Annotated in this window: 19 protein-coding genes and 4 tRNA genes; all 23 read right to left on the reverse strand. The window is 54.3% G+C overall.

Annotation, left to right across the window (positions count from 1 at the left end; translation table 11 throughout):
- Window positions 1–6: 6 nt before the first annotated feature.
- The 23 genes from rplW to birA all read right to left on the reverse strand — a co-directional run bounded on the left by rplW (window position 7) and on the right by birA (window position 21,459).
- On the reverse strand, window positions 7–306 hold the full coding sequence (rplW, locus tag ACP7E4_RS24125; protein ID WP_002555488.1) for a 50S ribosomal protein L23: 300 nt from the start codon (window positions 304–306) through the stop codon (window positions 7–9).
- Complete coding sequence (rplD, locus tag ACP7E4_RS24130; RefSeq protein ID WP_020290705.1) at window positions 303–905, reverse strand: 50S ribosomal protein L4; 603 nt, start codon at window positions 903–905, stop codon at window positions 303–305. The genes rplW and rplD overlap by 4 nt, the downstream gene beginning before the upstream one ends.
- Before the next feature lie 12 nt (window positions 906–917).
- A complete protein-coding gene (gene rplC, locus ACP7E4_RS24135) occupies window positions 918–1,553 on the reverse strand; it encodes a 50S ribosomal protein L3 (protein ID WP_007253310.1) in 636 nt (211 codons plus the stop codon).
- 81 nt (window positions 1,554–1,634) lie between these two features.
- A complete protein-coding gene (rpsJ, locus tag ACP7E4_RS24140; RefSeq protein WP_003186070.1) occupies window positions 1,635–1,946 on the reverse strand; it encodes a 30S ribosomal protein S10 in 312 nt (103 codons plus the stop codon).
- A 139-nt stretch (window positions 1,947–2,085) separates the two neighbouring features.
- Complete coding sequence (tuf, locus tag ACP7E4_RS24145; protein ID WP_426118002.1) at window positions 2,086–3,279, reverse strand: elongation factor Tu; 1,194 nt, start codon at window positions 3,277–3,279, stop codon at window positions 2,086–2,088.
- Between the two features lie 32 nt (window positions 3,280–3,311).
- The gene (fusA, locus tag ACP7E4_RS24150; protein ID WP_020290707.1) at window positions 3,312–5,414 is read right to left on the reverse strand and encodes an elongation factor G; all 2,103 of its coding nucleotides are present in this window, start codon (window positions 5,412–5,414) and stop codon (window positions 3,312–3,314) included.
- A gap of 30 nt (window positions 5,415–5,444) precedes the next feature.
- Window positions 5,445–5,915 (reverse strand): 30S ribosomal protein S7, encoded by a 471-nt coding sequence (rpsG, locus tag ACP7E4_RS24155; protein ID WP_002555493.1) that lies wholly within the window; start codon window positions 5,913–5,915, stop codon window positions 5,445–5,447.
- 124 nt (window positions 5,916–6,039) lie between these two features.
- On the reverse strand, window positions 6,040–6,411 hold the full coding sequence (gene rpsL, locus ACP7E4_RS24160) for a 30S ribosomal protein S12 (RefSeq protein ID WP_002555494.1): 372 nt from the start codon (window positions 6,409–6,411) through the stop codon (window positions 6,040–6,042).
- Window positions 6,412–6,611: 200 nt separating this feature from the next.
- On the reverse strand, window positions 6,612–10,811 hold the full coding sequence (gene rpoC / locus ACP7E4_RS24165) for a DNA-directed RNA polymerase subunit beta' (protein ID WP_341521477.1): 4,200 nt from the start codon (window positions 10,809–10,811) through the stop codon (window positions 6,612–6,614).
- A 63-nt stretch (window positions 10,812–10,874) separates the two neighbouring features.
- A complete protein-coding gene (rpoB, locus tag ACP7E4_RS24170; RefSeq protein ID WP_426118003.1) occupies window positions 10,875–14,948 on the reverse strand; it encodes a DNA-directed RNA polymerase subunit beta in 4,074 nt (1,357 codons plus the stop codon).
- A gap of 221 nt (window positions 14,949–15,169) precedes the next feature.
- On the reverse strand, window positions 15,170–15,535 hold the full coding sequence (gene rplL, locus ACP7E4_RS24175; RefSeq protein WP_020290710.1) for a 50S ribosomal protein L7/L12: 366 nt from the start codon (window positions 15,533–15,535) through the stop codon (window positions 15,170–15,172).
- 78 nt (window positions 15,536–15,613) lie between these two features.
- Window positions 15,614–16,114, reverse strand: coding sequence for a 50S ribosomal protein L10 (gene rplJ, locus ACP7E4_RS24180; protein WP_020290711.1), 501 nt, complete (start codon window positions 16,112–16,114; stop codon window positions 15,614–15,616).
- Between the two features lie 194 nt (window positions 16,115–16,308).
- Entirely contained in the window at window positions 16,309–17,004 is a 696-nt protein-coding gene (rplA, locus tag ACP7E4_RS24185) for a 50S ribosomal protein L1 (RefSeq protein WP_426118004.1), read from the reverse strand.
- Window positions 17,004–17,435, reverse strand: a complete 432-nt coding sequence (gene rplK, locus ACP7E4_RS24190; protein ID WP_426118005.1) for a 50S ribosomal protein L11 — start codon at window positions 17,433–17,435, stop codon at window positions 17,004–17,006. Before rplK ends, rplA begins: the two co-directional genes overlap by 1 nt.
- Before the next feature lie 118 nt (window positions 17,436–17,553).
- Window positions 17,554–18,087 (reverse strand): transcription termination/antitermination protein NusG, encoded by a 534-nt coding sequence (gene nusG, locus ACP7E4_RS24195; protein WP_020290714.1) that lies wholly within the window; start codon window positions 18,085–18,087, stop codon window positions 17,554–17,556.
- A 9-nt stretch (window positions 18,088–18,096) separates the two neighbouring features.
- Window positions 18,097–18,465: a preprotein translocase subunit SecE gene (gene secE / locus ACP7E4_RS24200; protein ID WP_426118006.1), complete on the reverse strand. Its 369-nt coding sequence runs from the start codon at window positions 18,463–18,465 to the stop codon at window positions 18,097–18,099.
- Between the two features lie 46 nt (window positions 18,466–18,511).
- A tRNA-Trp gene (locus ACP7E4_RS24205) sits at window positions 18,512–18,587 on the reverse strand.
- A gap of 296 nt (window positions 18,588–18,883) precedes the next feature.
- A tRNA-Thr gene (locus tag ACP7E4_RS24210) sits at window positions 18,884–18,959 on the reverse strand.
- Window positions 18,960–18,985: 26 nt separating this feature from the next.
- Window positions 18,986–19,059 (reverse strand) — tRNA-Gly (locus ACP7E4_RS24215).
- Window positions 19,060–19,084: 25 nt separating this feature from the next.
- Window positions 19,085–19,169, reverse strand: a tRNA-Tyr gene (locus ACP7E4_RS24220).
- Window positions 19,170–19,312: 143 nt separating this feature from the next.
- The gene (locus tag ACP7E4_RS24225; RefSeq protein WP_426118007.1) at window positions 19,313–19,753 is read right to left on the reverse strand and encodes a hypothetical protein; all 441 of its coding nucleotides are present in this window, start codon (window positions 19,751–19,753) and stop codon (window positions 19,313–19,315) included.
- 7 nt (window positions 19,754–19,760) lie between these two features.
- Entirely contained in the window at window positions 19,761–20,510 is a 750-nt protein-coding gene (locus ACP7E4_RS24230; RefSeq protein WP_426118008.1) for a pantothenate kinase, read from the reverse strand.
- Window positions 20,500–21,459 carry a bifunctional biotin--[acetyl-CoA-carboxylase] ligase/biotin operon repressor BirA gene (gene birA, locus ACP7E4_RS24235; protein WP_426118009.1) on the reverse strand — a complete coding sequence of 320 codons (960 nt, stop codon included), beginning with the start codon at window positions 21,457–21,459 and terminating at the stop codon, window positions 20,500–20,502. Before birA ends, ACP7E4_RS24230 begins: the two co-directional genes overlap by 11 nt.
- Between the last annotated feature and the right edge of the window lie 240 nt (window positions 21,460–21,699).

Consider the following 21,699-nt stretch of genomic DNA (forward strand, 5'->3'; position numbering starts at 1 on the left):
CCTTCCTTACTCAGCACTGCTGCTGAAATCGAGATCTTGGCCTGGCTGAAGGGAGATAACTGCCTTCTTCCAGTCATTACGCTTGCCCAGACCGCGAGCCGTGCGCTTGCTCTTACCCAGAACATTCAGGGTAGTAACACGCTCAACTTTCACGCTGAACAGGCTTTCGACGGCCTTCTTGATTTCCAGCTTGGTTGCGTCAGTAGCAACCTTGAAAACGAACTGACCTTTTTTGTCTGCCAGAACCGTAGCCTTCTCGGAAACGTGCGGGCCAAGCAGAACTTTAAATACGCGTTCCTGGTTCATCCCAGCAGCTCCTCGAATTTCTTCACGGCCGACACAGTGATCAACACTTTGTCGTATGCGATCAGACTAACTGGATCGGAACCCTGGACGTCACGTACATCAACGTGCGGAAGGTTGCGAGCAGCCAGGTACAGATTCTGGTCAACAGCGTCAGACACGATCAAGACGTCAGTCAGGCCCATGCCAGTCAGCTTGTTAAGCAAATCTTTGGTTTTCGGTGCTTCAACAGCGAAGTCCTGAACCACGACCAGACGATCAGTACGAACCAGTTCAGCAAGGATGGAGCGCAGTGCTGCGCGATACATCTTCTTGTTGAGCTTCTGAGAGTGATCCTGTGGACGTGCTGCGAAAGTGGTACCACCGCCACGCCAGATTGGGCTACGGATCGTACCGGCACGAGCACGGCCAGTACCCTTTTGACGCCACGGGCGCTTACCGCCACCACGAACGTCGGAACGGGTCTTTTGCTGCTTGGTGCCCTGACGACCGCCAGCCATGTAGGCCACGACTGCCTGGTGTACCAGCGTCTCGTTGAATTCGCCGCCAAATGTCAGTTCGGAAACTTCGATTGCTTGAGCGTCATTTACATTTAATTGCATGTCAGCTTCCCCTTAACCGCGAGCCTTGGCTGCTGGACGTACAACCAGATTGCCGCCAGTAGCGCCAGGAACAGCACCCTTGACCAACAACAGATTGCGTTCAGCGTCCACGCGCACTACTTCCAGGGACTGCACGGTCACGCGCTCAGCGCCCATATGACCGGACATTTTTTTGCCCTTGAATACACGACCAGGAGTCTGGCACTGGCCGATAGAGCCTGGGACGCGGTGGGACACGGAGTTACCGTGCGTATTATCTTGCCCGCGGAAGTTCCAGCGCTTGATCGTACCCTGGAAGCCTTTACCTTTGGACTGACCGGTTACATCAACCAGTTGACCAGCAGCGAAGATTTCAGCGTTGATCAGATCGCCGGCCTGGTAATCGCCTTCTTCAAGACGGAATTCCATTACGGTACGACCAGCGGCAACGTTCGCTTTAGCGAAGTGGCCAGCTTGAGCAGCTGTAACACGCGAAGCACGACGCTCACCGACAGTGACTTGCACTGCACGATAGCCATCGGTTTCTTCGGTCTTAAACTGGGTGACGCGATTCGGCTCGATCTCAATGACCGTAACCGGAATGGAGACACCTTCTTCGGTGAAAATACGGGTCATACCGCATTTACGACCGACTACACCAATAGTCATGTTGTAAACCTCATGAGTGTACGGGGCTTTCACCCGCTATGGCCGCCCATTTCAGAGCGTTACACGACTAAGACCCGAGTCTTAGCCGAGGCTGATCTGAACTTCCACACCGGCCGCAAGATCAAGCTTCATAAGCGCGTCAACGGTTTTATCCGTCGGCTGGACGATGTCCAGAACGCGCTTGTGAGTACGGATCTCATACTGGTCGCGCGCGTCTTTGTTGACGTGCGGAGAAACCAGAACAGTGAACCGTTCTTTACGGGTAGGAAGTGGAATCGGACCACGCACTTGTGCACCAGTACGTTTCGCGGTTTCCACGATTTCCTGGGTAGATTGGTCGATCAGGCGATGGTCAAAAGCCTTCAACCTGATACGGATTTGCTGATTTTGCATTGGATTTCAGACTCCAGATTGCTGTTCCCACCGAGCGCAATACGCCCGTTAAAAGGAGGCGCAATTCTATAGACGAGCTGACAGGGTGTCAACCCAATAAAAAAGCCCCCGCAAGCGGGGGCTTTTTTAGACTCCTCGATTACTCGAGGATTTTGGCTACGACGCCAGCGCCGACGGTACGACCGCCTTCACGAATAGCGAAACGCAAACCATCTTCCATTGCGATTGGCTTGATCAGAGTGACTTCAACTTTAACGTTGTCACCTGGCATAACCATCTCAACGCCTTCCGGCAGTTCGCAGCTACCAGTTACGTCGGTAGTACGGAAGTAGAACTGTGGACGATAGCCTTTGAAGAACGGAGTGTGGCGACCGCCTTCTTCCTTGCTCAGCACGTAGATTTCAGCTTCGAACTTGGTGTGCGGCTTAACGGTGCCTGGCTTAACCAGAACCTGGCCACGCTCAACGTCGTCACGCTTGGTACCACGCAGCAGAACGCCGCAGTTCTCGCCAGCACGACCTTCGTCGAGCAGCTTGCGGAACATCTCAACACCAGTACAGGTAGTTTTGGTCGTAGGGCGCAGGCCAACGATTTCAACTTCTTCCTGAATGCGGACAATGCCACGCTCAACACGACCAGTTACAACAGTGCCACGACCGGAGATCGAGAAAACGTCTTCGATTGGCATCAGGAACGGCTTGTCGATAGCACGCTCTGGTTGCGGGATGTAGCTGTCCAGAGTCTCAACCAACTTCTTGACGGCAGTGGTGCCCATCTCGTTGTCGTCTTGACCGTTCAGAGCCATCAGCGCCGAACCGATGATGATCGGAGTGTCATCACCTGGGAAATCGTAAGTGCTGAGCAGGTCACGCACTTCCATCTCTACCAGTTCCAGCAGCTCAGCGTCGTCTACCATGTCAGCCTTGTTCAGGAAGACAACGATGTACGGAACGCCAACCTGACGGGACAGCAGGATGTGCTCGCGAGTCTGAGGCATCGGACCGTCAGCAGCCGAACATACCAGGATAGCGCCGTCCATCTGCGCAGCACCGGTGATCATGTTCTTCACATAGTCAGCGTGACCTGGGCAGTCAACGTGAGCGTAGTGACGCGCAGCAGAGTCGTACTCAACGTGCGCGGTGTTGATGGTGATACCACGTGCTTTTTCTTCCGGGGCGCTGTCGATCTTGTCGAAGTCAACCTTGGCCGAACCGAATACTTCGGAACAAACACGAGTCAGAGCAGCAGTCAGAGTTGTTTTACCGTGGTCGACGTGACCGATGGTGCCAACGTTGACGTGCGGTTTGTTACGTTCAAATTTTTCTTTAGCCACGACAGTGAACTCCTAGCCTAAAGGGGGCTGAATCAGCCTTGTTTTTTAACGATAGCTTCGACGACATTCGACGGAGCTTCGGAGTATTTGGAGAATTCCATAGAGTAGCTCGCGCGACCCTGAGACATGGAACGGACGTCGGTCGCATAACCGAACATCTCACCCAACGGAACTTCGGCGCGGATAACCTTGCCGGAAACCGTATCTTCCATACCCTGGATCAGACCACGACGACGATTCAGGTCTCCCATCACGTCACCCATGTAGTCCTCAGGTGTAACAACTTCAACCTTCATGATCGGCTCAAGAACAACACCGCCACCTTTGGAGGCAAGTTGCTTGGTCGCCATGGAGGCTGCCACCTTAAACGCCATCTCGTTGGAGTCGACGTCGTGGTAAGAACCATCGAAAACGGTAGCCTTCAGGCCGATCAGCGGATAGCCGGCAACAACACCGTTCTTCATCTGCTCTTCGATACCCTTCTGGATGGCCGGGATGTATTCCTTAGGAACCACACCACCTACCACTTCGTTCACGAATTGCAGACCTTCCTGACCTTCGTCAGCCGGTGCAAAACGAATCCAGCAATGGCCGAACTGGCCACGACCGCCGGATTGGCGTACGAACTTGCCTTCGATCTCACAAGCCTTCGTGATTTTCTCACGATAGGAAACCTGTGGCTTACCGATGTTGGCTTCGACGTTGAACTCACGGCGCATCCGGTCAACCAGGATGTCCAGGTGCAACTCGCCCATGCCAGAGATGATCGTTTGACCAGTCTCTTCATCAGTTTTGACGCGGAAAGACGGGTCTTCCTGAGCAAGCTTGCCCAGAGCGATACCCATTTTTTCCTGGTCATCCTTCGTTTTAGGCTCAACGGCAACCGAGATAACCGGTTCCGGGAAGTCCATGCGAACGAGGATGATTGGCTTGTCAAGAGAGCACAAGGTGTCGCCAGTGGTGACGTCCTTCATGCCGATCAAAGCCGCGATGTCACCAGCGCGTACTTCTTTGATCTCTTCACGAGTGTTCGCATGCATTTGCACCATACGACCAACGCGCTCTTTCTTGCCTTTTACGGAGTTCAAAACACCGTCGCCAGAGCTCAACACACCCGAGTAAACGCGTGCGAAAGTCAGGGTACCCACGAATGGGTCGGTAGCAATTTTGAAAGCCAGAGCCGAGAACGGTTCGCTGTCATCTGCATGACGCTCCATTGCGACTTCTTCGTCATCCGGGTCAGAACCCTTGATGGCTGGAATGTCGACTGGAGCCGGCAGATAGTCGATAACTGCGTCGAGAACCAGGGGAACGCCCTTGTTCTTGAACGAAGAACCGCACACAGCCAGAACGATTTCGCCAGCGATGGTACGTTGACGCAGAGCAGACTTGATTTCTTCGATGGTGAGTTCTTCACCTTCGAGGTACTTGTTCATCAGCTCTTCGTTGGCTTCAGCGGCAGCTTCAACCATGTTGCTGCGCCACTCTTCAGCCAATTCCTGCAGTTCTGCAGGGATCGCTTCGCGACGGGCAACCATACCTTTGTCAGCGTCGTCCCAGTAAACAGCTTCCATGGAGACCAGATCGATCTGACCCTGGAAATTGTCTTCTGCGCCGATAGCCAACTGGATAGGCACCGGAGTGTGACCCAGACGCTGCTTGATCTGACCGATCACGCGCAGGAAGTTTGCGCCGGCACGGTCCATCTTGTTTACGTAAACAAGACGCGGAACGCCGTATTTGTTGGCCTGACGCCATACGGTTTCCGACTGAGGCTCAACACCCGAGGTACCGCAGAACACAACGACCGCGCCATCGAGTACGCGCAGGGAGCGCTCTACTTCAATGGTGAAGTCAACGTGGCCCGGGGTATCGATGATGTTGAAGCGATGACGGTCGAACTGCTTGTCGGAGCCAGCCCAGAATGCAGTCGTAGCAGCGGAGGTAATGGTAATACCCCGCTCCTGCTCTTGCACCATCCAGTCCATGGTCGCGGCGCCATCATGCACCTCGCCCATTTTGTGGTTTACGCCAGTGTAAAAAAGGACGCGCTCGGTGGTGGTGGTTTTACCAGCATCCACGTGAGCAACGATACCAATGTTACGGTAGCGGTTAATCGGAGTAGTACGAGCCATAAAGCCCTCGCAAAATTAGTGACGCTGAAATTAGAAGCGGTAGTGCGAGAAAGCTTTGTTGGCTTCAGCCATACGGTGCACGTCTTCACGCTTCTTAACTGCAGCACCTTTACCTTCGGCGGCGTCCAACAGTTCGCCAGCCAAACGCAGAGCCATAGACTTCTCACCGCGCTTGCGCGCGAAGTCTACCAGCCAGCGCATTGCCAATGCATTACGACGGGAGGGACGAACTTCGACCGGGACCTGGTAAGTAGCACCGCCTACACGGCGCGACTTCACTTCGACCAGCGGAGCGATGGCGTCGAGAGCTTTCTCGAAGATTTCCAGGGGATCGGAGTTCTTGCGTTCTTTAACCTTTTCCAGCGCGCCATAAACAATACGCTCGGCAACGGCTTTCTTGCCGCTTTCCATAACGTGGTTCATGAACTTGGCCAGAATTTGGCTTCCGTATTTTGGATCGTCAAGCACTTCGCGCTTGGCTGCTACGCGTCTTCTTGGCATGGATAAGCCCTCAAACGGTCTTCAGGTTAGCTCGGGACCACCACCCATCGAGGGTGCGCCCGACCTTACTCTTATCGACTCAGAAAAATAGAAATCTGCATTTTTGTCACAGGAACCCTAAAGACTACTTAGGCTTCTTGGTACCGTACTTCGAGCGACCCTGGTTACGACCTTTGACGCCGGAAGTATCCAAAGAACCGCGGACGGTGTGGTAACGAACACCTGGCAAGTCTTTTACACGACCGCCACGAATCAGGACCACACTGTGCTCTTGCAGGTTGTGACCTTCACCACCGATGTACGAGGAAACCTCGAAACCGTTGGTCAGGCGCACACGGCATACTTTACGCAGTGCCGAGTTAGGTTTTTTCGGCGTGGTGGTATACACACGAGTGCATACGCCACGACGTTGCGGGCAGTTCTGCAGCGCAGGTACGTCGGATTTCTCGACGATACGCTTACGCGGCTGACGTACCAGCTGGTTGATAGTTGCCATCTACTAGCTCCACTGTTGTCTTGCGACGCTATTGTCTTACAAGAAAAGCAAAATGACAGGACATAAGTCCCGCCAAATTTAGGGGTACAAGAGTCTAAAGAGGATCTTGGCCCCAGTCAAGGCAAAGCCCCGGCCCTCCTCTCGACACCGCGGCAGAATTTACCTGCCACCGCGTCGAAAAGAAAGACCGAGGCCTTATCTTAATTACCGCTGGAGTTCAACGCTTCAGTCAATGCTGCTTCGACTTCGCTAGCGCTGACACGCAACGGCTTGTCTACTTCACGACGACGCTTGCGCTCGCTGTGATAAGCCAGACCGGTACCGGCCGGGATCAAACGACCCACGACAACGTTTTCCTTCAGGCCGCGCAGGTAGTCGCGCTTGCCTGTAACGGCCGCCTCGGTCAGTACGCGGGTTGTCTCTTGGAAAGAGGCCGCGGAGATGAACGACTCGGTGGACAACGATGCCTTGGTGATACCCAGCAGCACACGAGTAAATTTGGAAACGAATTTCTCGTCGCCCGCCAGACGCTCGTTCTCTACCAGAACGTGAGTCAGCTCCATCTGGTCACCTTTGATGAAGGTGGAATCACCAGATTCGGCAATTTCAACTTTACGCAGCATCTGACGCAGAATCGTCTCGATGTGCTTATCGTTGATCTTCACGCCTTGCAGACGGTAAACGTCCTGGATCTCGTTGACGATGTACTTGGCCAGCGCACTCACACCCAGCAGACGCAGGATGTCGTGTGGATCGCTAGGACCGTCGGAGATAACTTCGCCGCGGTTCACTTGTTCGCCTTCAAAGACGTTCAGGTGACGCCACTTTGGAATCAGCTCTTCGTACGGATCGCTACCGTCGTTCGGGGTAATCACCAGACGGCGCTTGCCTTTGGTTTCTTTACCGAACGCGATGGTGCCGCTGACTTCAGCCAGAATCGAGGCTTCTTTCGGACGACGGGCTTCGAACAAGTCGGCAACACGCGGCAGACCACCGGTGATGTCACGGGTCTTCGAAGTTTCTTGCGGGATACGGGCGATAACATCACCGATCGCAACCTGCACACCATCGGCTACACCGACCAATGCGTTAGCTGGCAGGAAGTACTGAGCCGGTACGTCGGTACCTGGCAGCAACAGATCCTTGCCATCAACACCCACCATCTTCACAGCAGGACGAATATCTTTGCCCGCTGCTGGACGGTCTTTGGCGTCGAGTACTTCAATGTTGGTCATACCGGTCAATTCGTCTGTCTGACGCTTGATCGTGATGCCTTCTTCCATGCCCACGTAGGTCACGGTACCTTTCATTTCGGTAACGATTGGGTGGGTGTGCGGATCCCACTTGGCCACGATCGAACCAGCGTCGACCTTGTCGCCTTCCTTCACCGAAATCACTGCACCGTAAGGCAGTTTGTAGCGCTCACGCTCACGACCGTAGTCATCAGCGATCGCCAGTTCACCAGAACGCGAAACCGCAACCAGGTGACCGTCGACACGTTCAACGTGCTTCAGGTTATGCAGGCGGACAGTACCGCCATTTTTCACCTGAACGCTGTCAGCAGCGGAGGTCCGGCTTGCCGCACCACCGATGTGGAACGTACGCATGGTCAGCTGGGTACCCGGCTCACCGATGGACTGGGCAGCGATAACGCCGACCGCTTCACCGATGTTCACCTGATGCCCGCGAGCCAGGTCACGACCGTAGCACTTGGCGCAGATACCGTAGCGAGTTTCGCAGCTGATCGGCGACCGAACGATGACTTCGTCGATGCTGTTCAGTTCGATGAACTCAACCCACTTCTCGTCTACCAGCGTACCACCAGGAACGATCACTTCGTCGGTGCCAGGCTTGAACACGTCACGGGCGATGACTCGACCCAGTACGCGTTCGCCCAATGGCTCAACAACGTCGCCGCCTTCAATGTGCGGTGTCATCAGCAGACCGTGTTCGGTACCGCAGTCGACTTCTGTCACAACAAGGTCTTGCGCAACGTCTACCAGACGACGAGTCAGGTAACCGGAGTTAGCTGTCTTCAACGCGGTATCCGCGAGACCCTTACGAGCACCGTGAGTGGAGATGAAGTACTGAAGTACGCTCAAACCTTCACGGAAGTTCGCAGTGATCGGCGTTTCAATGATGGAGCCATCCGGCTTGGCCATCAGACCACGCATACCCGCCAGCTGACGGATCTGTGCAGCGGAACCCCGAGCACCGGAGTCAGCCATCATGTACATCGAGTTGAAGGATTCCTGATCAACTTCGACGCCGTGACGGTCGATAACGCGCTCTTTGGACAGATTCGACATCATCGCTTTCGAGACTTCGTCGTTCGCCTTGGACCAAAGGTCGATTACCTTGTTGTACTTCTCGCCCTGGGTTACCAGGCCTGAGGCGTACTGACTTTCGATCTCTTTAACTTCTTCGGTTGCAGCGTCAATGATGCGTGCTTTTTCATCCGGGATAACGAAGTCGTTAACGCCGATGGAAACACCCGAAATCGTCGAGTAGGCAAAACCGGTGTACATCAACTGGTCAGCGAAGATAACGGTCTCTTTCAAACCAACCACGCGGTAGCACTGGTTGATCAGCTTGGAGATCGCCTTTTTCTTCATCGGCTGGTTGACCACGTCGTACGACAGGCCGGCCGGAACCACCTGGAACAACAGCGCACGGCCAACAGTAGTGTCGACGATACGGGTGTTCTTGACGCTGCCACCATCACGATCGTTGACCGTTTCGTGGATGCGGACCTTGACCTTGGCATGCAGTGCGGCTTCGCCGGCACGGAATACGCGGTCAACTTCCTGCAGATCCGCAAATACACGACCTTCGCCTTTGGCGTTGATCGCTTCACGAGTCATGTAGTACAGACCCAATACAACGTCCTGCGAAGGAACGATGATTGGCTCACCGTTGGCTGGCGACAGGATGTTGTTGGTCGACATCATCAGCGCACGCGCTTCGAGCTGGGCTTCCAGCGTCAACGGTACGTGAACGGCCATCTGGTCGCCGTCGAAGTCGGCGTTGTACGCGGCGCAGACCAACGGGTGCAGCTGGATAGCCTTACCTTCGATGAGAACCGGTTCAAATGCCTGGATACCCAGACGGTGAAGCGTTGGCGCACGGTTGAGAAGAACCGGGTGTTCGCGAATCACTTCAGCGAGAACGTCCCAGACTTCCGGCAGCTCGCGCTCAACCATTTTCTTGGCCGCTTTGATGGTGGTCGCGAGACCACGCATTTCCAGCTTGCCGAAAATGAACGGTTTGAACAGCTCGAGAGCCATTTTCTTCGGCAGACCGCACTGGTGCAGACGCAGGGTCGGACCCACGGTAATTACCGAACGACCCGAGTAGTCAACACGCTTACCGAGCAAGTTCTGACGGAAACGACCCTGCTTACCCTTGATCATGTCAGCCAGGGATTTCAGAGGACGTTTGTTCGAACCGGTGATAGCGCGGCCACGACGACCGTTGTCGAGCAACGCATCGACAGCTTCCTGCAACATACGCTTTTCGTTGCGTACGATGATGTCCGGAGCGGACAGATCAAGCAGGCGCTTCAAGCGGTTGTTACGGTTGATCACTCGACGATACAGATCGTTGAGGTCGGAAGTCGCGAAACGACCGCCATCCAGCGGAACCAATGGACGCAGATCTGGCGGCAGAACCGGCAGAACGGTGAGGACCATCCACTCAGGCAAGTTGCCCGAACCCTGGAAGGCTTCCATCAGCTTCAGACGCTTGGACAGCTTCTTGATCTTGGTTTCGGAGTTGGTTTGCGGAATTTCTTCGCGCAGACGGCCAATCTCGTGTTCCAGGTCGATAGCGTGCAGCAGTTCACGGACAGCTTCGGCACCCATGCGGGCATCGAAATCGTCGCCGAACTCTTCCAGCGCTTCAAAGTACTGCTCGTCGTTCAGCAGCTGACCTTTTTCAAGGGTGGTCATGCCTGGATCGATAACGACATAGCTCTCGAAGTAGAGAACGCGTTCGATATCACGCAGGGTCATGTCCATCAGCAAGCCGATACGGGACGGCAGGGACTTCAGGAACCAGATGTGGGCAACCGGCGAAGCCAGTTCGATGTGAGCCATACGCTCACGACGAACTTTAGCCAGCGCGACTTCAACGCCGCACTTCTCGCAGATCACACCACGGTGTTTCAGGCGCTTGTACTTACCGCACAGGCACTCGTAATCCTTGACCGGGCCAAAGATCTTGGCGCAGAACAAGCCGTCACGCTCAGGCTTGAACGTACGGTAGTTGATGGTTTCCGGCTTTTTAACTTCACCGAACGACCACGAACGGATCATCTCAGGCGAGGCCAATCCAATACGGATGGCGTCGAACTCTTCGACTTGACCCTGGTTTTTCAGCAAATTCAGTAGGTCTTTCAAGGCCTTTCCTCCTGGCGGAGCAGAGGGCAGTCATACCGACCCACCCTCGATTCGCGTCACGTGTTATTCGGTTTCCAGATCGATATCGATACCGAGCGAACGGATTTCTTTGATCAACACGTTGAAGGACTCGGGCATGCCCGGCTCCATACGGTGATCGCCGTCCACGATGTTTTTGTACATCTTGGTACGACCGTTCACATCGTCCGACTTCACTGTGAGCATTTCTTGCAGAGTGTAAGCCGCGCCGTATGCTTCCAGCGCCCACACTTCCATCTCTCCGAAACGCTGACCACCGAACTGAGCCTTACCACCCAGCGGCTGCTGGGTAACCAGGCTGTAAGAACCAGTGGAACGCGCATGCATCTTGTCGTCCACCAAGTGGTTCAGCTTCAGCATGTACATGTAGCCAACGGTGACCGGGCGCTCGAATTTGTTGCCGGTACGACCGTCGAACAGCTGCATCTGGCCGCTTTCTGGCATATCTGCCAGTTTCAGCATGGCCTTGATTTCGCTTTCCTTGGCACCGTCGAACACTGGAGTGGCCATTGGCACACCGCCACGCAGGTTCTTCGCGAGATCCAGGATTTCCTTGTCGGACAGGTCTTCCAGATTTTCCTGGCGACCGCCGATTTCGTTGTAGATCTCGGTCAGGAACTTGCGCAGATCAGCAACTTTACGCTGCTCTTCCAGCATGCGGTTGATCTTCTCGCCCAGACCTTTGGCCGCGAGGCCCAGGTGAGTTTCGAGGATCTGACCAACGTTCATACGCGAAGGTACGCCCAACGGGTTGAGAACGATATCTACCGGCGTGCCATTGGCATCGTGCGGCATGTCTTCAACCGGCATGATCACGGAGACCACACCTTTGTTACCGTGACGACCGGCCATCTTGTCGCCAGGCTGGATACGACGACGGATTGCCAGGTAAACCTTGACGATCTTCAGAACGCCCGGTGCCAGGTCATCGCCCTGCTGCAGCTTGCGCTTCTTGTCTTCGAACTTGTCATCAAGCAGACGACGACGATCAACGATGTAAGCCTGAGCTTTCTCGAGCTGCTCGTTCAGAGCATCTTCAGCCATGCGCAGTTTGAACCACTGACCATGCTCAAGACCGTCGAGGATCTCGTCGGTGATGTCCTGACCTTTCTTAAGGCCTGCGCCGCCTTCGACCTTGCGGCCAACCAGAGCGGAACGCAGACGCTCGAAGGTCGCGCCTTCAACGATGCGGAACTCTTCGTTCAGATCCTTGCGGATCTCGTCGAGCTGAGTCTTCTCGATGGACAGTGCACGAGCATCGCGCTCAACACCGTCACGGGTGAACACCTGTACGTCAATAACAGTACCTTTGGTGCCGGTTGGCACACGCAGGGACGTGTCTTTAACGTCGCTGGCCTTCTCACCGAAGATCGCACGCAACAGTTTTTCTTCCGGAGTCAGCTGGGTCTCGCCTTTCGGAGTGACCTTACCGACCAGGATATCGCCTGCGCCGACTTCGGCACCCACGTAAACGATACCGGCTTCGTCGAGCTTGTTCAGTGCAGCTTCACCGACGTTCGGGATGTCTGCAGTGATTTCTTCAGGCCCAAGCTTGGTATCACGCGCCACACAGGTCAGTTCCTGAATGTGGATCGTGGTAAAGCGGTCTTCCTGAACAACACGCTCGGACAGGCAGATGGAGTCTTCGAAGTTGAAGCCGTTCCATGCCATGAACGCGATGCGCATGTTCTGGCCCAGAGCCAGCTCACCCATATCGGTGGACGGACCGTCAGCCATGATGTCGCTGCGCTCAACCCGATCACCCTTGCTCACCAGCGGACGCTGGTTGATGCAGGTGTTCTGGTTGGAGCGGGTGTATTTGGTCAGGTTGTAGATGTCGACACCAGCTTCACCGGTCTCAACTTCATCATCAGCAACACGAACCACGATACGGCTTGCATCAACCGAGTCGATAACGCCCCCGCGACGAGCCACGACGCAAACGCCGGAGTCACGCGCTACGTTACGCTCCATGCCCGTACCTACCAGCGGCTTGTCAGCGCGCAAGGTCGGAACAGCTTGACGCTGCATGTTCGAACCCATCAACGCACGGTTGGCGTCGTCGTGCTCGAGGAACGGGATAAGCGATGCTGCAACCGACACAACCTGCTTCGGCGAAACGTCCATCAAGGTGACGTCTTCCGGCGCCTTGACGGTGAACTCGTTCAAGTGACGAACCGCTACCAGCTCGTCGATCAGAACTTTCTTGTCGTTCATTGCCGCAGAAGCCTGGGCGATGACGTGATCCGCTTCTTCAATAGCCGACAGGAACACGATCTCGTCGGTAACCAGTGCGTCTTTCACCACACGGTACGGGCTCTCGAGGAAACCGTACTGGTTGGTGCGCGCATAGGCTGCCAGGGAGTTGATCAGGCCGATGTTTGGACCTTCCGGCGTTTCGATCGGGCAAACACGACCGTAGTGCGTCGGGTGAACGTCTCGAACTTCAAAGCCGGCGCGCTCACGAGTCAAACCGCCAGGGCCGAGTGCAGAAACACGACGCTTGTGGGTGATCTCGGACAGCGGGTTGTTCTGGTCCATAAACTGGGAAAGCTGGCTGGAACCGAAGAACTCTTTCACCGCGGCCGCAACCGGCTTGGCGTTGATCAGGTCCTGAGGCATCAGGCCTTCGCTTTCTGCCATCGACAGACGCTCTTTGACCGCACGCTCAACACGCACCAGGCCGACACGGAACTGGTTCTCGGCCATTTCGCCAACACAACGAACACGACGGTTACCCAAGTGGTCGATGTCGTCGACGATGCCTTTACCGTTACGGATATCAACCAGCGTCTTCAGAACGGCAACGATGTCTTCTTTGCACAGAACGCCCGAACCTTCGATCTCGGTGCGACCGATACGACGGTTGAACTTCATCCGGCCTACAGCGGAGAGGTCGTAGCGCTCTGGGCTGAAGAACAGGTTGTTGAACAGGGTTTCTGCTGCGTCCTTGGTAGGCGGCTCGCCCGGACGCATCATGCGATAGATCTCTACCAGAGCTTCCAGTTGGTTGCTGGTGGAGTCGATCTTCAACGTATCGGAAACGAACGGACCACAGTCGATATCGTTGGTGTACAACGTTTCGATGCGAACAACCTGAGCCTTGGCAATCTTGGCCAGGATCTCGGTGTTCAGCTCGGTGTTGCACTCGGCAATGATTTCGCCAGTCGCTGGATGCACGATGACCTTGGCGGTAGTGCGGCCGAGGACGTAGTCCAGAGGCACTTCCAGCTCTTTGATCCCGGCTTTTTCCAGCTGGTTGATGTGGCGCGCAGTAATACGACGGCCTTGCTCAACGATGACCTTGCCTTTGTCGTCCAGGATATCCAGAACGGCAATTTCACCACGCAGACGCTGAGGAACCAGCTCCAGGCGAAGGTTTTCACCCTGCACATGGAAAACGTTGGTGGTGTAGAAAGCATCGAGCACTTGTTCAGTCGTATAACCGAGCGCGCGCAGCAACACGGACGCAGGCAGCTTGCGACGACGGTCGATACGAACAAATACGCAGTCTTTCGGATCGAACTCGAAGTCCAACCACGAACCGCGATACGGAATGATACGCGCGGAATAAAGCAGTTTGCCGGAGCTGTGCGTCTTGCCACGGTCGTGGTCGAAGAACACGCCAGGCGAACGGTGCAGCTGGGAAACGATAACGCGCTCGGTACCGTTGATAACGAAGGTACCGTTCTCAGTCATCAGGGGGATTTCACCCATGTAGACTTCTTGCTCTTTGATGTCCTTGATCGCTTTGTTCGACGATTCTTTGTCGAAAATGATCAAGCGAACCTTGACTCGCAGAGGTACAGCGTAAGTCACACCGCGCAGCACGCACTCTTTGACATCAAATGCCGGTTCGCCCAAGCGATAACCTACATACTCCAGCGCAGCATTGCCGGAGTAGCTGATGATCGGGAAAACGGATTTGAAGGCTGCATGCAGACCGACGTCGCGGAACTGATCTTTGGTCGCTCCCGCTTGCAGGAATTCGCGATACGAATCCAGCTGGATGGCCAGGAGATACGGCACATCCATTACGTCCGGCAACTTGCTAAAGTCCTTGCGGATACGTTTTTTCTCAGTATATGAGTAAGCCATCAGCGTTCCCCAGCTTGGTCACCTGCTTGTTTGGCTCCCCCCGACGGGAGCAGCCAGAAAATCGTGCAAACCCCGTGGTTTGCTCCACCATTCCGGTGGCTTTTTTGCACGTCAGAGACGTTGTACAAGCCAATCGTCTATAACGGAAAAAGGCCGGTGGCAAGAGCCACCAGCCATCAGCCTTTCGCTTAACGCTTGGGCTGGACACTCAAAGTCGGTACTTATTTCAGCTCGACTTTAGCGCCTGCTTCTTCCAAGGTAGCCTTGGCTTTGTCAGCAGCGTCTTTCGAAACTGCTTCCAGAACGATGCCTGGAGCGCCGTCAACTACAGCCTTGGCTTCTTTCAAGCCCAGACCGGTCAGCTCACGTACAGCCTTGATCACGTTAACTTTCTTCTCGCCAGCTTCCAGCAGCATGACGTTGAATTCAGTTTGCTCTTCAACAACAGCGGCAGCAGCAGCTGGACCAGCAGAAGCAGCAGCGGCAGTAACACCGAACTTTTCTTCGAAGGCCTTGATCAGCTCAACAACCTGCAGAACGGACATTTCGCCAACTGCGTTGAGGATATCTTCTTGAGAGATAGACATGAATCTAATTCCTGAATTGGGGGACGGCCTAGGCGGCCATCAAAATAAACAAAAAAACGCGAGAGGGAACGCTCAGCCTTAGGCTGCTGCGGATTCTTTCTGATCGCGAATAGCCGCCAGAGTACGAGCCAACTTGCTGGTAGCGCCTTGAATCACGCTCATCAGCTGGGAGATTGCTTCGTCACGGGTCGGCAAGGTTGCCAGTACGTCGATCTGGTTAGCCGCGAGGAACTTGCCCTCGAATGCAGCTGCCTTGATCTCGAACTTATCCTGACCTTTGGAGAATTCCTTGAACAAACGGGCAGCAGCGCCAGGATGTTCGTTAGAGAATGCAACCAGGGTCGGGCCAGTGAACACGTCGTTGAGCACGTCATATTGAGTGCCAGCAACGGCGCGCTTGAGCAGGGTGTTACGTACAACACGTACGTAAACGCCAGCTTCACGAGCCTCTTTACGGAGTCCGGTCATAGCGCTTACTGTTACGCCACGGGCATCAGCCACGACAGCGGACAGAGCAACTTGGGCAGCCTTGTTGACTTCAGCGACGATGGCCTTCTTGTCTTCAAGCTTAATTGCCACGGGTTTAACTCCTGCTTGTTACCGTTTCATCCAACCGAGGCCGGATGTCGTTTTGGTGTCTGATTCGGTAAGGAACCGGGAGCACCATCTGCGTAGGCTTGAGGTTTAAGACTTGCGCCGCCTACGGTCTTGGATAGCCCCCGCCAGGCAGGGACCCCAATCTTTCTTTGGCGTTTTGACACGCCAACTTTGTCTTACGCGTCCAACGAACCCTGGTCGATAACCAGACCTGGGCCCATGGTGGTGCTCAATGTAACGCGCTTGACGTAAATGCCTTTCGAAGACGCTGGCTTGATACGCTTCAGATCAGAGATCAGCGCTTCAACGTTTTCTTTCAGCTTGACTGCGTCGAAACCGACCTTGCCAACTGAAGTGTGGATGATGCCGTTTTTGTCGGTGCGATAACGAACCTGACCAGCCTTGGCATTCTTGACGGCGTTAGCAACGTCAGGAGTAACAGTGCCGACTTTAGGGTTAGGCATCAGACCACGTGGACCGAGAATCTGACCCAACTGACCAACAACACGCATCGCGTCCGGGGAAGCGATAACAACGTCGTAGTTCAGATCGCCAGCTTTCATTTCGGCAGCCAGATCATCCATACCAACGCGATCAGCACCAGCAGCCAGAGCGGCTTCAGCAGCCGGGCCCTGGGTGAATACTGCAACGCGAACGGTCTTGCCAGTGCCGTGCGGCAGCACGGTAGCGCTACGAACGACCTGGTCGGATTTACGAGGGTCAACGCCCAGGTTCACCGCAATATCAACCGACTCGCTGAACTTGACAGTCGACAGCTCAGCCAACAGGGCTGCTGCGTCTGTGAAGTTGTAGGATTTGCCCGGCTCGATTTTGTCGGCGATTGCCTTTTGGCGCTTAGTCAACTTAGCCATTACACACCCTCCACGTTAAGGCCCATGCTACGAGCGGAACCGGCGATGGTACGCACGGCCGCATCCATGTCAGCAGCAGTCAGATCCGCATTTTTTGCTTTAGCGATATCTTCCAGCTGTGCACGAGTCACGGTGCCAACTTTAACGGTGTTCGGACGTGCCGAGCCGCTAGTCAGACCAGCAGCCTTCTTCAGCAGAACCGAAGCAGGGGTGCTTTTTGTTTCGAAAGTGAAGCTACGGTCGCTGTAAACAGTGATGATCACAGGAGTCGGCAAGCCTGGCTCTTGACCCTGAGTACGGGCGTTGAAGGCCTTGCAGAATTCCATGATGTTCACGCCATGCTGACCCAGAGCCGGGCCAACAGGTGGGCTAGGGTTAGCCTGAGCAGCTTTCACTTGCAGCTTGATGTAAGCGGTAATCTTCTTGGCCATGAGGCACTCCAATTACGGGTTCGAACGCCAATTAAGGCTCCCCGGTTACTTGCACGTTTATCCCAGTGACGAAAAAACCCCACAGCCTAGGGCTACGGGGTGTGGGATTCTCGCTCAGTTAGACCTTTTCGACCTGACTGAACTCAAGCTCTACCGGAGTAGAGCGACCGAAAATGAGCACCGCGACCTGAATCCGGCTCTTTTCGTAGTTAACCTCTTCAACCGTGCCGTTAAAATCGGCGAACGGACCATCAGTGACACGAACAACTTCACCTGGCTCGAACAGCGTTTTTGGCTTCGGCTTGTCGCTACCATCAGCGACGCGACGCAGAATCGCATCAGCTTCTTTATCAGTAATCGGTGCTGGCTTATCAGCAGTGCCGCCGATGAAACCCATGACGCGAGGGGTATCCTTGACCAAGTGCCAAGTCCCTTCATTCATGTCCATCTGAACCAACACATAGCCAGGGAAGAATTTACGCTCACTTTTGCGTTTCTGGCCGTTACGCATTTCAACCACTTCTTCAGTGGGAACCAGAATTTCGCCGAAGCCATCTTCCATGCCAGCCAGCTTCACACGCTCGATCAACGAGCGCATTACATGCTTTTCGTAACCCGAATAAGCATGCACTACGTACCAACGCTTAGCCACGGGACACCCTTAGCCAACAATCAAGGAAACAAGCCAGCCGAGCAGGGAATCAAGCCCCCACAACAGCAACGCCATAACCAGTACAACAGCCACTACAATCAACGTGGTCTGCGTGGTTTCTTGGCGAGTAGGCCACACGACTTTACGAATCTCGGCGCGAGCTTCCTTTGCCAAAACAAAGAACGCCTTGCCCTTGACCGTCTGCAACCCTACAAAGGCAGCTGCAGCAGCGATCACCAGCAGTACAAGAACACGGTACAGGATCGGTTGAGCCGAGTAATACTGATTACCGACGACGCCTACGACCACCAACACGACCACGAGCAGCCACTTAAGCATATCGAAGCGTGATTCTTGGATTTCAGTCTTGGGAGTCATCTACGGAGATCCTGTGAAAAGAAAGCCAGACACAATTTAATGAATCTGGCAGGTCAGGAGGGAATCGAACCCCCAACCTACGGTTTTGGAGACCGTCGCTCTGCCAATTGAGCTACTGACCTAAAAGCAAAATCAGGCCGACCACTATGCCAGCCCAACAAGAATTTTTCAACAACCTCACAACTCTTTTTCTGATTGAGGCCTGAACGACAGCTAGACAGGGCAAACAATCCCCACCCTCACAACCACCAAACACCCAATCAACTCATTATCCGACAAGCCGCCAAAGGAGCCACTAACAGATAATAAAATTACAAACATCCACAACGTTGAAACACTTACTTTCAGCCTTCGCCATACAACAACAAACGAAACACTGATTAAAACAAAGGCAGATATTTTCATATCTGCCTTAATATGGAGCTCTTGAGCGGATTCGAACCGCTGACCTCACCCTTACCAAGGGTGTGCTCTACCAACTGAGCTACAAGAGCGAAACACTTTGCACAAACAGCAAATTTGGAGCGGGTGGCGGGAATCGAACCCGCATCATCAGCTTGGAAGGCTGAGGTTCTACCACTAAACTACACCCGCCTAACTTGCTGCTTAGGCTTAAATTTGGTGGAGGGGGAAGGATTCGAACCTTCGAAGTCGTAGACGTCAGATTTACAGTCTGATCCCTTTGGCCGCTCGGGAACCCCTCCTGAACGAGGCAGCATTTTCAACTCATGCCACCCTTCTGTCAACCTTTTTCTCATTAAAAACCTGAGGTTACAAACGCTGACTATCGCTCGACAGTTATCGGGAGCTAACCCTACGCTGCTGAGCGGGCGCCATTCTATGCAAACTAATCGGCCGTTGCAATGCCTGAACACAACATAATTTTGTTTTTCAGCTGAGGGAAGTCATGAACAAGACCCGCCAGCAGCTCCTGATCAACCAGCCGCCGGCTACCTGGAGCTATTTTCAGCCAATAGGTATTTTGACCTCCCGATTGCAAGGCCTGCAATTGAGACTGGATATCCAAGCTGATGAGGCGCTGCTCAACGGTTCGGGCTTCTTCCTGGCCGGGCCATCCACCCAGATAGAGGCATCTCTCTTCAGCATTACTTTGTGGCGAGCCCATCTCGCGAGAAGTGTCCGACTCACTCAGAAGATGGATATCCTGTCGTTCTGCCCTATATAGCGATAAAGGCAATACCTCCTTCGCTCGCAACGGCGCTTCTTGTTGATGCCAGATATAGTAAAAAGCATTTAACATCAGCAATAGCAAAAACAACCAACGCATAGAAACCTCAACGCAAAGGGCAGGCCAGCGCAAGTCCGACAAAAATGAGATCGGGTACGAGCCGCGCGCCTGGCAACGACCCACTTACCAGATTCGCATCTCCCCCAGTCACAAAAATCACGAAATCCTCACCCCAATACTGACGAGCTATCTCCAATTGCGTGACGGCAAAGCCCCTCAACATAAGATGGCAACCACGCTCTACCGCCTCAACCGTAGATCGTCCCGGGGAATAGCTATCTAGCGACCGCTTGGCATCCGCGTCATCGTAGCGAATTCGGCGCGTATGGCTCTTCAACTGACTTCGCATTAACGTCATGCCAGGGCAAATGAACCCCCCGAGATGCTGCCCATCAGCGGTGACGAAATCGCTTGTCACCGCAGTGCCCAGATCGAGAACAAGGCACGCCTTTCCCGCGATCTGATACGCCCCCACCAACGCCAGCCATCTATCCAGACCTAAAAGCTGATAGTCATCGTATCCGTTCTGGACGCCCGCAAGCGCTGTAGTCGGCTCGGCACATACGGCATCAATTGCAAACGTTGAAGCCAGCGCGAAAATCAATTTATCCGTTTCGTCGCGGGTGCGAACACTCACCAGGCGACACTGAGTTAATGTCACAGCAGGTAACCCGGAAAGCGTAGCAATCAGCGCGTCATCAGAGTCCGCAACTCCACCTACGGCAGACCCAGAGTCACCGCTGGCAATTACTCGCCACTTTATGAAGCTATTTCCACAATCCAGCTCAAGTATCATTACGCAACCTCAGGCTGAGCTCGCCACCACTGTAGCTTTTCTTTTCGTCACCAATCTGCAGCTGCAGGGCTCCCTGAACATCAATACCCAACACAATACCTTCTATCGCCTCAGAACCAGCGAGAAGAGTAACTGCGCGGCCTTGCCAGAGGTGGTTCTCTTCCCATTCCGCCATATATGCGCCAAACCCTTGCACCTGATGCACAGCCAAATATGCAGCGATGTTGGTGCTTAGCTTGGCCACCAGCTCGTTTCGATTGGAAGGGACGCCAGTCTCTATATGAACTGACGTCCATTCCTGATCGATTTCATCTGAGGCCCGCATGTTCACGTTGATTCCCACACCGACAACTACGTGACAAACGTCCGCCGGATCACCTAATAGCTCCAGCAAAACGCCGGCGATTTTGCGCCGCCCCACCAGCACGTCATTGGGCCATTTAAGGCCGGCGGCCTTTACCCCGCCTTCTCTCAAGGTTTTCAGCACCGCCAAACCAATCAGTAGACTGAGGCCTTCGAGCTGGCGCATCCCGCCTTCTATCCTGAGCGCGAGGCTGTAGTAGATATTCTCGCCGAACGGGCTTACCCATTTGCGCCCCCGCCGCCCCCTCCCAGCGGTCTGGCGTTCAGCCAATACAACCAGCGGCAATGGAGACCTTGAACCAATAAACCTCATGGCGGCTGCGTTCGTCGAGTCTACCGAATCAAATATTTGAACCGGCCAGCCCAGAGAAGGCACCGCAGTCTGGATCTCGGCCTCGTTGAGCAGGGAGATCGGGTATGCCAACTTGTATCCTCGACCCCGAACCTTATGCACCTCAACACCTAGAGCGATCTCCAACTGCTGCAACTGCTTCCAAACGGCGCTTCGACTTACTCCGAGAGCCGCACCCAAGTCCTGCCCGGAATGAAATTTTCCATCCTTAAGAAGCTTCAACAACGTCAGCATTTAGAAATCGCCTGTTAATGAGGCACGCATCATAGCCATGCCCGCTGGCAATGCATAGAAACTCGATAGAGTTTTAATAAGGACCTACCGAAGTTACGTCGTGCAATAACCAATGGATTTCCGAGCAGACAAACAAAACCCCTGAACGCGTAAGCGATCAGGGGTTCTGCAATTCAATCTTGACGATGACCTACTCTCACATGGGGAAACCCCACACTACCATCGGCGATGCATCGTTTC

Origin of the sequence: Pseudomonas sp. DSP3-2-3, assembly GCF_049898225.1 — a bacterium.
Taxonomy (GTDB): Bacteria; Pseudomonadota; Gammaproteobacteria; order Pseudomonadales; family Pseudomonadaceae; genus Aquipseudomonas.

Bases quoted from the DNA above. Each gene is read 5' to 3' on its own strand.
- rpsJ (WP_003186070.1), bottom strand. From the start codon at position 1,946: ATGCAAAATCAGCAAATCCGTATCAGGTTGAAGGCTTTTGACCATCGC.
- ACP7E4_RS24230 (WP_426118008.1), bottom strand. From the start codon at position 20,510: ATGATACTTGAGCTGGATTGTGGAAATAGCTTCATAAAGTGGCGAGTA.
- secE (WP_426118006.1), bottom strand. From the start codon at position 18,465: ATGACTCCCAAGACTGAAATCCAAGAATCACGCTTCGATATGCTTAAG.
- rplD (WP_020290705.1), bottom strand. From the start codon at position 905: ATGCAATTAAATGTAAATGACGCTCAAGCAATCGAAGTTTCCGAACTG.
- rplC (WP_007253310.1), bottom strand. From the start codon at position 1,553: ATGACTATTGGTGTAGTCGGTCGTAAATGCGGTATGACCCGTATTTTC.
- birA (WP_426118009.1), bottom strand. From the start codon at position 21,459: ATGCTGACGTTGTTGAAGCTTCTTAAGGATGGAAAATTTCATTCCGGG.
- rpsG (WP_002555493.1), bottom strand. From the start codon at position 5,915: ATGCCAAGAAGACGCGTAGCAGCCAAGCGCGAAGTGCTTGACGATCCA.
- rplW (WP_002555488.1), bottom strand. From the start codon at position 306: ATGAACCAGGAACGCGTATTTAAAGTTCTGCTTGGCCCGCACGTTTCC.
- rplL (WP_020290710.1), bottom strand. From the start codon at position 15,535: ATGTCTATCTCTCAAGAAGATATCCTCAACGCAGTTGGCGAAATGTCC.
- rpoB (WP_426118003.1), bottom strand. From the start codon at position 14,948: ATGGCTTACTCATATACTGAGAAAAAACGTATCCGCAAGGACTTTAGC.
- rplA (WP_426118004.1), bottom strand. From the start codon at position 17,004: ATGGCTAAGTTGACTAAGCGCCAAAAGGCAATCGCCGACAAAATCGAG.
- fusA (WP_020290707.1), bottom strand. From the start codon at position 5,414: ATGGCTCGTACTACTCCGATTAACCGCTACCGTAACATTGGTATCGTT.
- rpsL (WP_002555494.1), bottom strand. From the start codon at position 6,411: ATGGCAACTATCAACCAGCTGGTACGTCAGCCGCGTAAGCGTATCGTC.
- rplK (WP_426118005.1), bottom strand. From the start codon at position 17,435: ATGGCCAAGAAGATTACCGCTTACATCAAGCTGCAAGTGAAAGCTGCT.
- ACP7E4_RS24225 (WP_426118007.1), bottom strand. From the start codon at position 19,753: ATGCGTTGGTTGTTTTTGCTATTGCTGATGTTAAATGCTTTTTACTAT.